14 protein-coding genes are annotated in these 14,278 nt (G+C 73.0%); 5 read left to right on the top strand and 9 right to left on the bottom strand.

The window, feature by feature from the left end; translation table 11 throughout:
• Nucleotides 1-52: 52 nt before the first annotated feature.
• From AB0C96_RS24690 to AB0C96_RS24670, 5 genes are all read right to left on the bottom strand, one after another.
• Nucleotides 53-823, bottom strand: a complete 771-nt coding sequence (locus AB0C96_RS24690; RefSeq protein ID WP_362919984.1) for a polysaccharide deacetylase family protein — start codon at nt 821-823, stop codon at nt 53-55.
• Nucleotides 824-852: 29 nt separating this feature from the next.
• Nucleotides 853-1,899, bottom strand: a complete 1,047-nt coding sequence (locus tag AB0C96_RS24685; protein WP_362919904.1) for a glycosyltransferase family 2 protein — start codon at nt 1,897-1,899, stop codon at nt 853-855.
• Entirely contained in the window at nt 1,896-2,708 is an 813-nt protein-coding gene (locus AB0C96_RS24680; RefSeq protein WP_362919903.1) for a glycosyltransferase family 2 protein, read from the bottom strand. Before AB0C96_RS24680 ends, AB0C96_RS24685 begins: the two co-directional genes overlap by 4 nt.
• A 491-nt stretch (nt 2,709-3,199) precedes the next feature.
• Nucleotides 3,200-4,294, bottom strand: coding sequence for a GNAT family N-acetyltransferase (locus tag AB0C96_RS24675; protein WP_362919902.1), 1,095 nt, complete (start codon nt 4,292-4,294; stop codon nt 3,200-3,202).
• Between the two features lies 1 nt (nt 4,295).
• Nucleotides 4,296-4,712, bottom strand: a complete 417-nt coding sequence (locus tag AB0C96_RS24670) for a hypothetical protein (RefSeq protein ID WP_362919901.1) — start codon at nt 4,710-4,712, stop codon at nt 4,296-4,298.
• Between the two features lie 189 nt (nt 4,713-4,901).
• Here AB0C96_RS24670 and AB0C96_RS24665 point away from each other — a divergent pair, with 189 nt between their 5' ends.
• The 3 genes from AB0C96_RS24665 (at nt 4,902) to AB0C96_RS24655 (ending at nt 7,484) form a co-directional block, all read left to right on the top strand.
• A complete protein-coding gene (locus tag AB0C96_RS24665) occupies nt 4,902-5,612 on the top strand; it encodes a YoaK family protein (RefSeq protein ID WP_362919900.1) in 711 nt (236 codons plus the stop codon).
• A 529-nt stretch (nt 5,613-6,141) separates the two neighbouring features.
• Entirely contained in the window at nt 6,142-6,948 is an 807-nt protein-coding gene (locus AB0C96_RS24660; protein ID WP_362919899.1) for an SGNH/GDSL hydrolase family protein, read from the top strand.
• A 272-nt stretch (nt 6,949-7,220) separates the two neighbouring features.
• A complete protein-coding gene (locus AB0C96_RS24655; protein WP_362919898.1) occupies nt 7,221-7,484 on the top strand; it encodes a hypothetical protein in 264 nt (87 codons plus the stop codon).
• A gap of 207 nt (nt 7,485-7,691) precedes the next feature.
• Here AB0C96_RS24655 and AB0C96_RS24650 read toward each other — a convergent pair whose 3' ends face one another.
• The gene (locus AB0C96_RS24650) at nt 7,692-8,957 is read right to left on the bottom strand and encodes a type ISP restriction/modification enzyme (protein ID WP_362919896.1); all 1,266 of its coding nucleotides are present in this window, start codon (nt 8,955-8,957) and stop codon (nt 7,692-7,694) included.
• 214 nt (nt 8,958-9,171) lie between these two features.
• On the opposite strand from AB0C96_RS24650, the gene AB0C96_RS24645 reads away from it, so the two are divergent.
• On the top strand, nt 9,172-10,545 hold the full coding sequence (locus AB0C96_RS24645) for an MFS transporter (protein ID WP_362919895.1): 1,374 nt from the start codon (nt 9,172-9,174) through the stop codon (nt 10,543-10,545).
• A 44-nt stretch (nt 10,546-10,589) separates the two neighbouring features.
• Here the strand turns inward: AB0C96_RS24645 and AB0C96_RS24640 are convergent, their stop codons facing one another.
• Nucleotides 10,590-10,901 (bottom strand): antibiotic biosynthesis monooxygenase family protein, encoded by a 312-nt coding sequence (locus AB0C96_RS24640; protein WP_362919894.1) that lies wholly within the window; start codon nt 10,899-10,901, stop codon nt 10,590-10,592.
• Nucleotides 10,902-11,141: 240 nt separating this feature from the next.
• On the opposite strand from AB0C96_RS24640, the gene AB0C96_RS24635 reads away from it, so the two are divergent.
• Nucleotides 11,142-12,077: a LysR family transcriptional regulator gene (locus tag AB0C96_RS24635; protein ID WP_362919893.1), complete on the top strand. Its 936-nt coding sequence runs from the start codon at nt 11,142-11,144 to the stop codon at nt 12,075-12,077.
• Here AB0C96_RS24635 and AB0C96_RS24630 read toward each other — a convergent pair.
• A complete protein-coding gene (locus tag AB0C96_RS24630) occupies nt 12,058-12,807 on the bottom strand; it encodes a GntR family transcriptional regulator (protein ID WP_362919892.1) in 750 nt (249 codons plus the stop codon). The genes AB0C96_RS24635 and AB0C96_RS24630 overlap by 20 nt on opposite strands.
• Nucleotides 12,808-12,820: 13 nt before the next feature.
• Entirely contained in the window at nt 12,821-14,179 is a 1,359-nt protein-coding gene (gene hmgA, locus AB0C96_RS24625) for a homogentisate 1,2-dioxygenase (RefSeq protein ID WP_362919891.1), read from the bottom strand.
• Nucleotides 14,180-14,278 lie beyond the last annotated feature (99 nt).

The following is a 14,278-nucleotide window of genomic DNA, read 5'->3' as shown; positions in this document are numbered from 1 at the left end:
GCGCTCCCCGGGCTTGGTGGTCGTCTCGGACACCGGCTCTGCTGCTCCTCCTTCAGGGGCCCGGCGTGCACAGCCGGACCGCCTGTCGCGATCTGCGGACCACCGCGTACCCCTTGGTGAGCACCCGGTCCCGGGCGAAGGCGCGGACCAGACCGCGGCCCTCCACCATCCGGGCGAACTCCTCGGTGCCCGTGCGGTGTCGCACCGTCAGCCGGGCCAGCGCGTACGGGCCCTGGCGGCGGGCCGCCAGGGTATTGCCCACCGCGAGCGCCTGCCGGAAGCCCAGCCCGCGCACCGCCCGCCGCACCCGGCGGCTGGAGTGACCGTAGGGGTAGGCGAAGGACTCCGGCGCCGTCCCGACCTCATCGGCGATGATCTCCTTGCAGCGCAGCAGCTCGTGCCGCAGCCGGTCGTCGTCGAGGTCGTCCAGCCGGGCGTGGGTGTGGCTGTGCCCGCCGATCTCCACCCCGGCCCCGGCCAGCTTCCGCACCTGGTCCCAGTCGAGCGGGGTGTCCAGCGCGCCCCCGGTGTCGTAGGGGCCGCGCAGCCAGCCCGTGGAGACGAAGAGGGTGGCCGGGAAGCCGTGCCGGGCGAGGGCGGGCAGGGCGTGGCGGTAGACGCCTTCGTAGCCGTCGTCGAAGGTGATCAGCACCGGACGGTCGGGCAGCGGTCGGCCCTGCCGCCAGGCCGTGGCGAGGTCGGCGGCGGTCAGCGGGGTGAAGCCGCGGTCGGCCAGCACGGCGAGCTGCTCGGCGAAGGCGGCCGGGGTGACGGACAGGTCCACCACCGCGGGTGTCGGGGCGACGGTCACCGCGTGGTACATCAGGATGGGGACCGCCGGCAGGCGGCCGGTCACGCCGCCTCCCTCTCGTACGGTGTGCCCACCGGCGGCGGCCCGGTGCGCGGGACGGCCGGCGCCGGCCGCAGCGTGCCCCACAGATATCCGCCCGCCGCGGCGGCCACACCGACCACGATGGCCCCCGCCCGGCCGGCCCCGCCCGGCCGCCCCAACAGCGCGTCCCGGACGCCGCGCAGCACACCCGCGGGCAGCACCCGGGTGGTGTAGCGCCGCTCGGACGCCAACCCGTCCCGGGCGCCGACACTGCGCGCCACCAGCGCCTTGGACAGGCCCTCCGCGTACGCCCGGCGGCGGAAGTAGCCGAAGCTCTGGCGGGCGGCCGGCACCCGGTGGTGGATCACCGAGCGGTCGTCGATCAGCAACACCGCATCCGGCATCCCGCGGCTGATGCGGATGCACAGCTCGGTCTCCTCACCGCCCAGCGGGCGCCGGTCACCGTCCCGGCCGATGCCGGTCGTGAATCCGCCGACCAGGTCGAACGCCACCCTGCGGAAGGAGGCGTTGCCACCCAGGACGTTGCGCACCCGCGCCCTCCCCGGCGGCAGGCCGCGGTAGGTGCAGCCCACCACCCAGTCGAACTCCTCGGGGAACCACACCGGTCGACGCCCGGACGCCCAGGCCGGTTCGGTGCGCCCGCCGACCGCCATCACCGCCGGATCGGCGTACGCCGCGGCGAAGTGGCGCAGCCAGTCCCGCTCGGCCACCGCGTCGTCGTCGAGGAACGCGATGACCTCGCCGTCGGCCGCGGCGATACCGGTGTTACGGCCGGCCGAGAGTCCGCGGGAGCCCGAATTGGCCATGATCCGCAGGGGAGTTGGCGTTGCTCCGTTCGGGGGTACGCCCCCGGAGAAGTGCTCTCTGAGGCGGCCGAGCAGCCGCCGGTGGTGGTCCACCACCAGCAGCAGCTCGTGGGCGGGATGGGACTGCTCGCGTACGGACGCCACCGCGGCCAGGATGTCGTCCCACCGGTCCTCGGTGTGGACGCAGATCACGACGGAGATCCGCAGCGCCGGCCCGACCGCCGGTCTCGGGGAGTTCATCGTGCGTCCCCGGTGATCAGCGCGGGCCGGGCGATCCGCTTGCGGGTGCCCCGCTCGCGGAGCACCACCTTCAGCACCCGCAGCCCGTCGCGCACCGCCCGGAGGTTGCTGACGCCGTGGATGCGGTTGTACTCGTGACTGGGGATCTCCTGCACCCGCAGTCCGGCCTTCACCACCCGGATGTTCATCAGCGTCTCCACCTCGAACCCGGCGCAGTCCAGGGCGATTTCGTCCAGGCAGTGCCGCCAGAAGGCGTTGTAGCCGTAGCACAGGTCCGTGTAGCGGGCGCCGAACTTGGCGTTGACCAGGGCGGTCAGCACCCGGTTGCCGAGCTTGCGGATCAGCGTCATGTCGTCCGTGCCGCCGCCGTTGGCGAACCGTGAGCCCTTGGCGAAGTCGGCCCCGGAGACCAGCGCCGAGACGTAGCTGACGATCTCACCGCCGTCCGCCGACCCGTCCGCGTCGACCATCACGATGATCTTGCCGGTGCAGGCCGCGAAGCCGCTGATCAGCGCGTCGCCCTTGCCTCTGCCGCGCTGCGTCACGACCGTGACGTCCGGCCGCAGCTCACGGGCGACGCGGACGGTGTCGTCGGTGGAGTTCCCGTCGACCAGGATCACCTCGTGGATCCAGTCGGGGAGGGTCTTGAAGACGTACGGGAGGTTCTCGGCCTCGTTCATCGCCGGAATGACGACGCTGACCGGCGGAGCGATGGCCAGGTGCGAGGAGACGGGACGGTAGGAGGACTGGTCCGGCAGCAGCGTCAGCGGCGGTTCATCCGCATCGGCCGGGCGAAGGAACGAGCTCATGGGTGGATTTCCCTCTCGTCCGGTGGACCGCCCGCCCCCGGGCGGTCCGTGCTCGATATCCGGGTCGACAGGGGGGTTCACACCCCGTTCGGCACGGCGGGATCCGCCGTGGGAGCAGGGTGAACTGGCATGTGCGGTGCCGGACGCGCGGCTCGTGCTCCGGTCGTCGGCCAGCAGCAGGCAAGCCGGGACAGAGCGCACGGGACCCCCCCAACCGCGCACCGCACCGGACCGCCATCGCGCTGAGCCCTCCCCTGGGGGTGTCTGCCACGCCCCTTGAGCCGCCACGCGAAGATCGTCCGATGCGGGTGGAAGTGCGACGGTGTTGACGAATGGGACTGTAAGGCAAGACGTTCCACGCCAAATACCGTTTGGCGTGATTGGCTGGGACATACGGATGTACTCCGGTATTTGTGCACCGGCGTGCGCCCTCTTGCGCCGTCTCGAACCCCGCGGAAAGCCCGAGTGCGCCGGGCCCGCGCCGGCCGCCCTCACCGCCCCGACCGGAGCCTGCCCACCTGCTTGAGCAAGCGATCCGCCGGCCCGCGCAGCTCCGGTCGGGCCAGCACCGCCTCGCGCAGCGCCCGTACCGGCGCCCGACGGGCCCAGTGCCCCAGAGCGACCGGATGCGCCCGCATCACCCACCCCTCGGCGACCCGCAGTTCCCGGGTCTTCAACGAGTCCTTGTACGCGGCCCCGCCACGCCCCATGTCGAGGTACGCCATCGACGCCCCGGCCGCCGCCTCGGCCATCCGCAGATGCAGCACCAGCCCCGGCGAGTACTTCGCGTACGCCGGGTCGTACGCCGGGAACCAACAGGACAGCACGGACCCGGTCCGCGGCCCGAAGTGCGCCGCGATCGGCCGCTCGCCGGCGTACAGCACGGACAGCAGGCCCGCGAAGGAGTCGGTGCGGGTGTGGAAGAGCTCCCGTACCAGCCGCACGATCCAGGGCCGGGCGAAGCGGTCGCTCCGCCCCGTCCTGCGGTACTGCGCGGACTTCCATCGGGCGAGGGTGCGCAGCGCGTTCGGGTCCCGCTCGTCATGGACGTAGCGCACCGGACCGACGTCACGGCCGAGCCGGCGCTCCTTGGCCAGGGTGGTCCGGACGAACTTCGGTGACTGCGCGCGGAGCCGCTCCAGATACCGCCCGAACCCCTGGTCCACGTCGATGACCGGTGAGGCGTGCGGTCGCAACAAGCCCTCGTCGAAGGGGCGTTGCCCCTCCACCAGATGGTCGAACTCCAGCACCGAAAGTCCGCAGGCCCGCAGCAACTCCCGCGCGTCCCACCGCAGGCCGGGCCGGTGCACCAGCCCCTGCGCGTCCGAGACGCCGAGGCCGATCGCCCGGCCCACGCCGAGCGGCGAACGCTGGAAGGGCAGGAACGCCGTCGGCCGACCGTCCTCCCGGATCACCGCGATCCGCACCCCGCTCCGGCACCGGCCGACGGCCAGCGTGAACTCGGGTGCGAGGAACGGGTTCGCCAGGTGCGGTGCGCCCATCGCCGGTGCCGCGGACTGGAGAGCGGTCCAGGCGGACCGGTCCGCCCCGGTCAGCTCGCCGGGGCGGTGCACGGTGATGTCCACGTCAGTCCGCCCGCCTCGCCGCGACGGCCCGGCGCACCGCCGTCACCGACAGCACGGCGCCGCTGAGCCCCGCCACGGCGACCACTCCGCCGCGTACCGACCACAGATGCAGCGCCAGCATGGCCTGGGCCACCAGCAGGTCGACGGCGAGCGCACCGGCCGTGCCGACGACCGCCCGGCCGAGCGGATCCATCCGGCCGAGCGCCGTGCCGATCGCGAGGGCCGGCGCACCCAGGAGGAGGAAGAGCGTGCACGGCGCACGCAGCGGTGAGGGGACATCGGCCAGTGCCAGCACGGCCCCCAAGGCGGCGACGGCCACCGCCGCACCCGCGAGGAACGCATGCGGCCCGGTCACCGGCCGCCGACCGGTCAGCGGTACGCCCACCGATCCGTCGCGGTTGATGGTCTTGGTGTGCATGGGCAGCTTTGCCTCCCATAGGCGCCGAATGCCGGGCCTCAATGTCATGCAGCGCTTTGAGACCCGTCAAGACGGTGCGGGCGGCGGACGGGGGCGGAACGGGGGCGCCCACAGACGGCGCAATGACGGCACTGCGCGCCGTGCGTTCGGAGACTTGTGGGGACGTGTCCGCCGGAAGGAGCCGGGTTCGTGGAGCCACCGACCGGAACCGGTCTGACCGTGGCCATGGTGGGACTGACCGTGGCCACCGGCATCCTCGACGCGGTCAGCTTTCTGGCCCTCGGTCAGGTCTTCACCGCCACCCAGACCGGCAACCTGCTCTTCCTGGGCTTCGGGATCGCCGGCCAGGGCGGCCTGTCCGTGGTCGCGACCGTCGTCTCGCTCGGCGCCTTCGCCGCCGGCGCGGCGCTGGGGGCCCGGCTGGAGTCGACGCTGGCGCGCCACCGGCAGCAGTGGTTCCCGCAGGCGCTGGCCGCGGAGGCGGTGCTGCTGGCCGCGGCGGCCGTCGCCGCCTGGGAGTCGGGCCCGGCCCGGGGGCTGCCACCGGGCCGGCGGGCCACCGTGATCGGGCTGATGGCGGCGGCGATGGGCATGCGGAACGTCACCGCCATACGGGTCGCCTCCCCGGACCTCACCACCACGGTGGAGACCCGGGCGATGACGGCGCTGGTCAGCGGGTCGCCGCTGGGCCACGACGAGCGGCTGGGGTACGGCACCCGTTCCGGCGCCCGCCGACTGGCCTCGGTGGGCGCGATGGTCGCCGGCGGCCTCCTCGGCGCCGGGATGGTCGGCCTGGGGACCCGTCCGATGCTGGTGATCCTGCTGGTGGCGGCCTTCGAGGCGGCCACCGCGCTGTTCGTGTCCGGCCTCTCCCGCCACCGTTCGCCCACCGAGGACTGACGCTCCGCCAGGGAAGCTCCTGGAGCACTGAGGACCGACTGGAGCACTGAGGACCGACTGGAGCACTGAGGACCGACTGGAGCACTGAGGACCGACTGGAGCACTGAGGACCGACTGGAGCACTGAGGGCTGGGGGAGGCCCTGGGGCGGGCGCTGAGGGGCGACGCTCCGGAGCGTGCTGGAGGCCTTGCCGGAGACCTTGCCGGAGGCCTTGTTCGTGGCCTTGTCGGAGCCTTACGGGGCGGTCGAACGCTTTCCGTAGGGGACGAGAAAGCCCCCTGCGGGGCCACAACGCGGTGGTGTCGAGGGATGTTCCCGTGCGGCGCGCTCGCGGTTGTCGCGGGGTGGGGTGTGACGGGGCGTCCGGATGTCGTGCGGGTGGCGCGGCGAAGCAATGACCGGGCGGTGAACATCCGTCCGGATCGGCAGATTTGCCGTGAACCGTGGACGACCTTTGGCATGGACACTTCCGGCGCCACGGGTGTCTTGGTACGACGGATGTGGCAGAGATCCTGCTAAGGGAGGTTCCATGAGACTGTCCCGATTCGCGGCCTTGACGTCCGCCTTCTTCGTCACCTCGGCGCTCGCGCTCACCGGCGCGAGCGCCGCCGCGTCCGCCCAACTCCCCACCGCAACCGGCTATGTGGCACTCGGCGACTCCTACTCCTCGGGCGTCGGTGCCGGCAGCTACGACAGCGCCAGCGGCTCCTGCAAGCGCAGCACCAAGTCCTACCCGGCCCTCTGGGCCGCCTCGCACTCCCCTTCGTCGTTCGCCTTCACCGCCTGTTCCGGGGCCCGAACGGGTGATGTGGTGAACAATCAGCTCGGCCCGCTCAACAGCTCCACCGGGCTGGTCAGCGTCACCATCGGCGGCAACGACGCCGGATTCGCCGACACCATGACGACCTGTGCCCTCCAGGGCGAGAGCGCCTGCCTGGCCCGGGTCGCCAAGGCCAGGAACTACGTCGACACCACCCTGCCCGGTCGGCTCGACGCGGTGTACGACGCCATCGGCGCCAAGGCCCCGGCCGCCCATGTGGTGGTCCTGGGCTATCCGCGTTTCTACAAGCTCAACGGCACCTGCTCCGTCGGCCTCTCCGAGAAGTCCCGGGCCGCGATCGATGCCGCCGCCGACGACATCAACGCGGTCACCGCCAAGCGCGCCGCCGACCATGGCTTCAGCTTCGCCGATGTCAACACCACCTTCGTCGGCCACGAACTCTGCTCCGGCAGTGCGTGGTTGCACAGCGTGACCTTCCCTGTCGAGGAGTCCTACCACCCCACCGCGGCCGGCCAGTCCGGTGGCTATCTGCCGGTGTTCGACTCCGCTGCGTGACGAACCGCGCACCGTGCGCCGGGAGAGATCGTGAGATCCCGGTCTCTCCTCGCGCACTCCGGCGCTCCGTCAGGCGCCCTGCGCGCCTCCCGGAGCCTCCCGATGGTCGCTCAACTCGCCCTGGTACACGGCTCGTACGTGACATTCCGTATGGTGTGCGTCAACGTCAAAGCGAGGCAGGTGAATCCGTTGACCGGTCTGCACGCATGTCCTCCGAGAGAGATAGGGTTACCCTGCCCGGGCCGGGTGCCCTCGTAAGGGTGGGGAGAGTCATGGAACAGATAACAATGCGTAGCAGGGCACGAGTCCCTGCCATCAAGTGCGGGAGTAGTGCGTCCAGCGCGCGTCTCGACCGCCACCTCGCGGTGTTGGGTGGCCCCGCCATCCCGCAGCGCGAGGCGGAGGGCGCGACATCGCTGATGCAGGAGCTCACGGCACGTGACCACACGCGGGCGCGAAACGGCCGCGGCGCCAGGGTCTCGCTGTTCGCACCGCTGCGCAGGCTGCGGCGCTCGCTCTTCGGCGGGCACGGCTGACCCGTAGTCACTTGCGGCATCTCGAGCGGCCCGGCCTGTCCCCGCCGGCCGGTCCGCTCGGCACCACCCGTCACTGTGTGACGGGTGGTCTTTTCGTTGCGGTACCTGTCGGCCCGTTGCGGTGCCCGTCGGCCCGTTGTGGGTTCCCGAAGCTTCGTTGGGGTTCCCGCCGGCCGGGACGGTGCGGCCGACCCGGTATGCCGTTGCTCACAGCAGCGCGAACTGGCCCTCCGGGCCCTCCTCGTGGTGGTCGAGGACGGATGCCGGGCGGCGCGCGGAGAGCGGCGCCGGCAGCACCCCGGCCGCCCGCAGCTCGGTCCGGTCCAGCTGCCGCCCGTCCGCCGTGCGCGCGCCCAACGCCACACGCTGCGGCTCCAGTTCGGCCAGCAACGCCAATACGGTGATCAGCTCCAGCAGCTCCGAGGTCCACTCCTGCGGCCAGTCCACCGGGCGCAGCGCGGCCAGCGAACCGGCCTCGGCCGGCTCCGCCCCGTCCGCCGGCCCGCCGGCCCGCCGGGCGAACCAGGCCGCAAGGACCCGTACGCCACCCGCGCAGAAGTCCCAGGCGCCCACCGGCACCGGCGCGATCCGCCCGCCGCCGAGCAACAACGCCTCCTCCTCCGGGTCGTAGCCGAGGTCCGCCGGCAGGCCGCGGGCGGGCAGGGCGGCGCGCACGTACGGGCGGCGGCCACCGGGCATCCGCGGCCGGTCGCCGGAGCCCGGCGACGGGCGCCCCGGCCCGGGCGCGTACCCGCCGCGGGTGGTGAGCCACAACAGCCGTTCCCCCAGCCCGACACCGCGCTCCCAGAGCTCCGGGTCGGCGGTCAGCGGCACCACGACGCCGTCGGGGGAGTGCTGGGCGACGGCGACGGCCCAGGCCAGCAGGCCCGTGGGGGCCACCGGGCGGTCCAGGCGGCGGGCGAGCAGCGCCAGCAGGCCCGGTGCGAGGTTGGGCTCCTGGCCACCGGGCCGCCGGTAGAGCGGATGGATCCGGCCGGGGCGGCCGGCCGGGGAGCGCCCGTCGGGCAGCAGCGCCGATCCCACCACCGGCGGGCCGGACGGCTGCGGCAGCGGCGCCGACTCCACCGCGTACAGCTGCCGTTCGTCGGCCACCCGCCACAGCTCCGGGCGGGCGGTGTCGATCAACCGGTGGTCGGGCAGCAGCCACTGCTGGTCGAACGGTCCGTGCAGGATCCGTACCGGCTCGGGGCACGGCCCGTCCGCCCGGTACAGCCGCCCGGTCGGCGTGGCCTGGCCCGGCAGCTGGGCGACCGCGGAGTGCAGGGTCCGGGCGCGCGAGGGCCGGAACAGCCGCTCGCGGTCGGTGGCGTCCGCGGCGTCCACCAGCGCCCGCCACCGGGCGCGCAGGGTGGCCGGATCCGGTGCCATCACCCAGGAACGGCCGAGCCGTAGCGGTGCCACGGACCACGGCATGAGTTCGGACAGCCGTGGCGCGTCCTGCTTCGCCGTCACGCGGAGCCCCTCCCGGACCGTTGGTTCGACCCCCGGCATGGTATCCACCGGACCGCCGCCTCCCGGGGCCCCGCCGTGCGCCCCGCTCCGGCGCTGCGGTCCGACGCGGTCTTCCGCTTGCTGATCTTGAAGGAGTACGGTCCTGGCCGTACGCCCGGCCGCACGGTGCGGACGCTCCGCTCGTGCGCCGGCACCTGCTCAGGGGAGGACCGCCATGGTGGACACCACCTCGTCGGCACGGCGCGGGGGACAACGGGTCGCCGCGCGGCTGGACCGGCTGCCGCCGTCCCGGTGGCACCGCCGGATCACCCTCGTCGTCGGCATCGGTGCCTTCTTCGACCTCTACGAGATCTTCCTCGGCGGGGTGCTGGCCGCCGTCCTCGCCGACCAGTGGCACCTCGGCCACACCGCGAAGTCCGCGGTGATCGCGGCCGGCTTCCTCGGCATGTTCGTCGGCGCGAACGTCCTGTCGGTGCTCGCCGACCGGCTGGGGCGGCGTCGGATGTTCCTGGTCAACCTCGGTGGCTACGCGCTCTTCTCGCTGCTGTGCGCCGCCGCCCCGGACCTGCGGTGGCTGCTGGTGCTGCGCTTCCTGTCCGGTCTGGGGCTCGGCGCCGAGCTCGTCCTGGTCGACACCTACCTCGCCGAGCTCCTGCCCCGCGCGGTACGCGGCCGCTACCTCGCCCACGCCTACACCCTGGGCTTCGTCGGCGTACCGGTCGCCGCGCTGCTCGGCGCCCGGCTGGTGGCCGCCCACCAGCCGCTGGGCGTCGACGGCTGGCGCTGGCTGCTGGTCGCCGGCGCCCTCGGGGCCGGCTTCCTCCAGCTGATGCGCCGCCAACTCCCGGAGTCGCCACGGTGGCTGGCCGTGCAGGGGCGGGGCGAGGAGGCCGGGCGGATCGTGGCCGGGATCGAGGAGCGGGTGGCCCGGGAGACCGGAGGCAGCCTGCCGTCCGTCGCCGCGGTGGAGAGCGTCCCGGAGCGCCGGGTGCCGCTGGGCGAGATGTTCCGCGGCGACCACCGACAGCGGACCGTCATGTGGTGGATCTTCCAGGTGCTACAGACCGTCGGCTACTACGGCTTCGGCACGCTGGCGCCGGTGGTGCTCACCGCCAAGGGCCACACCGTCACCGAGTCGCTGCTGTACGCGGCCCTGAGCTTCTGCGGCTACCCGATCGGCTCGGCGCTGTCGATCCCGCTCATCGACCGGATCGAGCGCCGCACCCTGATCGTCGCCTCCGCGCTGGGCATCGCCGGCTGCGGCCTGGCCTTCGGCTTCGCCACCGCCACCTGGGCCGTCGTGGCCTTCGGCTTCCTGCTGACGGTGTGCAGCAACGTCTTCTCCAACGCCTTCCACGTCTACCAGACCGAGATCTTCCCCACCGGTCTGCGCAGCAGCGCCATCGGCATCGCCTACTCGCTGTCCCGGCTCACCTCGGTCGTGCTGCCGTTCGTCGCGCTGGGCGTGCTGAACCGCCTCGGGCCGGCCGCGGTGTTCACCGGCTCCGCCGGGCTGATGCTGCTGCTCTGCCTGGACGTGGCGCTGCTGGGGCCGCGTACCACCGGGCGGAGCCTGGAGCGCATCTGACGACCGGGGTCCTCGCCGCCCGTGACGGCGAGGACCCCGTCCGGTCACGTCCGCGCGGAGCGCACCGCCGTGGGCGCGTAGTGCTTCATCTCCTCGATGTCGTCGATGTACGGGCGCACGTGGTCGAGGAACGCGGGGAAGTGCGGACCGCCGCGGAAGCCCTTGAGGTGGTCCTCGACGGAGGTCCACTCGATCCGCAGGATGTAGTGCTCGGGCTCCTCGACGCCCTGCGCCAGGTCGTAGCCGAGACACTCGGGCGCCGCGTCCAGCTGTGCGGCGGCGGCGGTGTACGCCCGCTCGAAGGCGGCCCGGCGCTCGGGGTCGGTGAGGGTGTAGCGGATGTACTCGACGGTCATCGGGAGTTCTCCTGTACGAGGTGCGGGGCGGAGTGCCGAAAGGGTGCCTGACGGATACCTGACGGACACCTGACGAATGCCTGGCAAATGACTGATGGACCGTCAAGTCCTCCTGGCGGCTTTGGTGTTGAGCCAGGTCAACGCTACGGGCGGCACCCTTCGTCAACAAGCGCGGCTTGTTGTCGGCCGACAAGCCCGACTTGTCGACGGGCGCGCCGCGCGGCCCTACGATGCGGTCGCATGGAACCCGAGCTGCGCCAGCTGCGGTACTTCGTGGCGGTCGCCGAACGCCGCAGCTTCACCCGCGCCGCCGAGGACGTCTTCGTCGCCCAGCAGGCGCTCAGCCAGCAGATCAAGGCGCTGGAGGAGACCCTCGGCGTACGGCTGCTGGACCGCACCTCCCGCCGGGTCGACCTCACCCCGGCCGGCGCCGCCTACCTGGCCGACTGCAAGCGGCTGCTCTCCGCCGCGTCCCGGGCCGCCCGGCACGCCCGGGCGGTGGCGGCCGGCGAGGTGGGCACGCTGCGGGTCGCCTACACCGTCACCGCGGTCTACGACACCCTGCCGGTGCTCACCGCGCACCTCGCCCGGCAGGCGCCCGGGCTGCGGGTGCAGACCCGGGAGATCTTCGCGGCCGACGTCTGCCGGATGCTGCGGGACGAGCGCTGCGACATCGCGCTGGCGCCCCGGACCGACCATCCGAAGGGCATCGCCCGACGGACCGTGCGGCGCGAGGAGCTGATGGCCGCGGTCGGCGACGGCCACCCGCTCGCCGACCGCCCGGCGGTGGAGCTGGCCGGGCTCCGGGACGAGACGTTCCAGCTGTGGCCGCGCGAGATGGCGCCCGGCTACTACGACGCGGTGGTCGGCGCCTGCCGGGGCGCGGGCTTCGAGCCGGTGCTGGACGAGACCGCCTCCGGCTCCAACGCCTGGGCCCAGATCGCCGCCGGGCGCGGCGTCAACCTCGTCGTGGCCTCGCTCGCCCACCAACTCCCGCGCGGCATCACCCTCGTACCGCTCGCCCCACCCCGCCCCGAGCTCCGCCTCGACGCGGTCTGGCGGGCCGAGCACCCGCACCCGGCGGTGCCCCGGCTCCTCGACGGGTGCGCGGAGCTGTGGCCGGCGGACGGGGCGGGGCGGGCCGCCGACGACGATGTCAGTGCGCGTCCAGCGTGACGGTGAAGGAGAAGCGGTCACCGCGGTAGTGGATCCGGGCGACGTCGACGACCCGGCCGTCGGCGTCGTAGGTGACGCCGGTGTAGTGCAGGATCGGGCTGAGCAGCGGGACCCTCAGCAGCCGCGCGGTCTCCGGGTCGGCCAGCCGGGCCTCGACGGTGTCGGTGATCCGGCCGATCCGCACGCCGACCGCGTCCCGCAGCACCTTCGTCATCGGCCAGCGCAGCAGATCGTCCGGATCGATCCGGACGGCGACCTCGGGCCGTACGTAGTTGCGCGCGTGGTTGGTCGGCTCGCCGGTCTCCTCGTCGCTGCGCAACCGGGTGTAGCCGACCACCTCCGCCACGCCCTCGAAGTGCTCCGACAGATCGGTGGGCACCGCGACCGGCCCGTGGTCCAGCAGCTCGGTGCGCATACCGGACTGCTGGGCCACGATCGCGTCCACCGAGCCGAGCAGCCGCACCGGCGCCCCGCGCTGCGCGCTCGGCTCGATGAACGTGCCGCGCCGCCGGTGCCGGCTGATCAGCCCCTCCGCCTCCAGCTCCTTGAGGGCCTGGCGCATGGTCAGCACGCTCACGCCGTAGTGCGCGGCGAGCGCGTCCTCGGTGGGCAGCCGCAGCGGCGCCTCGGGAGCGCGGCCCAGTATGGAGGCGCGCAGCGACTGCGAGACCTGGTACCACAGCGGCAGCTTGCGGTTCAGGGCGAGCGAGTCGGGAGCGAAGGTGGTCACGGGATCCCCGGTGTCACTGGCGGAAATGGCGCTGGAGACCCTGCCATACGTCGTCGTAGCCGCGCTGTAGGTGTCCGGCGTCCCGGGCCTGCTCGGTCAGCGTCAGCGGCCAGCGGGTCTCGAACATGAAGGCCAACCCGTCGTCGATCTTCTGCGGCACCAGCTCGGCGGCGCTGGCCCGGTCGAAGGTCTCCCGGTCCGGCCCGTGCGCCGACATCATGTTGTGCAGCGATCCGCCGCCCGGTACGAAGCCGCCCTCGCCGGCCGCCTTGGCGTCGTAGGCGCCCTCGATCAGGCCCATGTACTCGGTCATCACGTTGCGGTGGAAGTACGGCGGCCGGAAGGTGTCCTCGCCGACCAGCCAGCGCGGTGCGAAGACCACGAAGTCCACGCCGGCCAGGCCCGGGGTGTCGGAGGGCGCGGTCAGCACGGTGAAGATCGACGGGTCGGGGTGGTCGTAGCTGATCGACCCGATGACGTTGAAGAGCCGCAGGTCGTAGACGTACGGGGCGTGGTTGCCGTGCCAGGCGACGACGTCCAGCGGTGAGTGGTCGTAGGTGGCGGTCCACAGCGTGCCGCAGAACTTGTTGACGACCTCGACGGGGCCCTCGACGTCCTCGTAGGCGGCGACCGGGGCGCGGAAGTCCCGGGGGTTGGCCAGGCCGTTGGCGCCGATCGGGCCGAGGTCGGGGAGCCGGAACGGCCGGCCGTAGTTCTCGCAGACATAGCCGCGGGCGGTCGGGGTCTTCCCGCCGTCGGGCGCGGCGTCCAGCAGCTCGACGCGGAAGCGGACGCCGCGCGGGATCAGCGCCACCTCGCCCGGTTCGGCGCGCAGCAGGCCGAGCTCGGTGCGCAGCAGCAGTGCGCCCCGCTCCGGCACGATCAGCAGCTCGCCGTCCGCGTTGCCGAAGACCCGCCGGTCCATGGAGGCGTTCGCGTGGTACAGGTGCACGGCCATCCCGCTGCGCTGGGTCGCGTCGCCGTTGCCGCCCAGCGTCCACAGGCCGTCGAGGAAGTCGGTGGGGCCCTCGGGGGCGGGCAGCGGGTTCCAGCGCAGCCGGTTGGGGTCGGGGACGCAGTCGGTGAACGGCGCCGAGCGGAGCGAGCGCTGGGCGGCGCGGACGAACGGCGGGTGCGCGGCCGACGGGCGGATGCGGTAGAGCCAGGAGCGGTGGTTGTGGTCGCGCGGCTCGGTGAACGCCGACCCGCTGAGCTGCTCGGCGTACAGGCCGAGCGGTGCCCGCTGCGGGGAGTTGCGGCCCACCGGCAGTGCCCCCGGGACGGCCTCCGAGCTGTGCTCGTTGCCGAAGCCGGTGGCGTACACCAGCCCCTCGGCCGTCTTCCGCGCCTGTTCGTTGCCCGTGCCTGCCATCGCGCACTCCCGCCGCTCAAGGAATCCTATGCAAGACCTTAGGATTGCGCTGGGGGGCCGTCAACGGAGACTCCCGGCCGTCCTGACCGGATCGGGGTG

Origin of the sequence: Streptomyces sp. NPDC048506 (genome assembly GCF_040651315.1) — a bacterium.
Taxonomy (GTDB): Bacteria; Actinomycetota; Actinomycetes; order Streptomycetales; family Streptomycetaceae; genus Streptomyces.
This window is presented reverse-complemented; position numbering and strand designations above follow the sequence as displayed.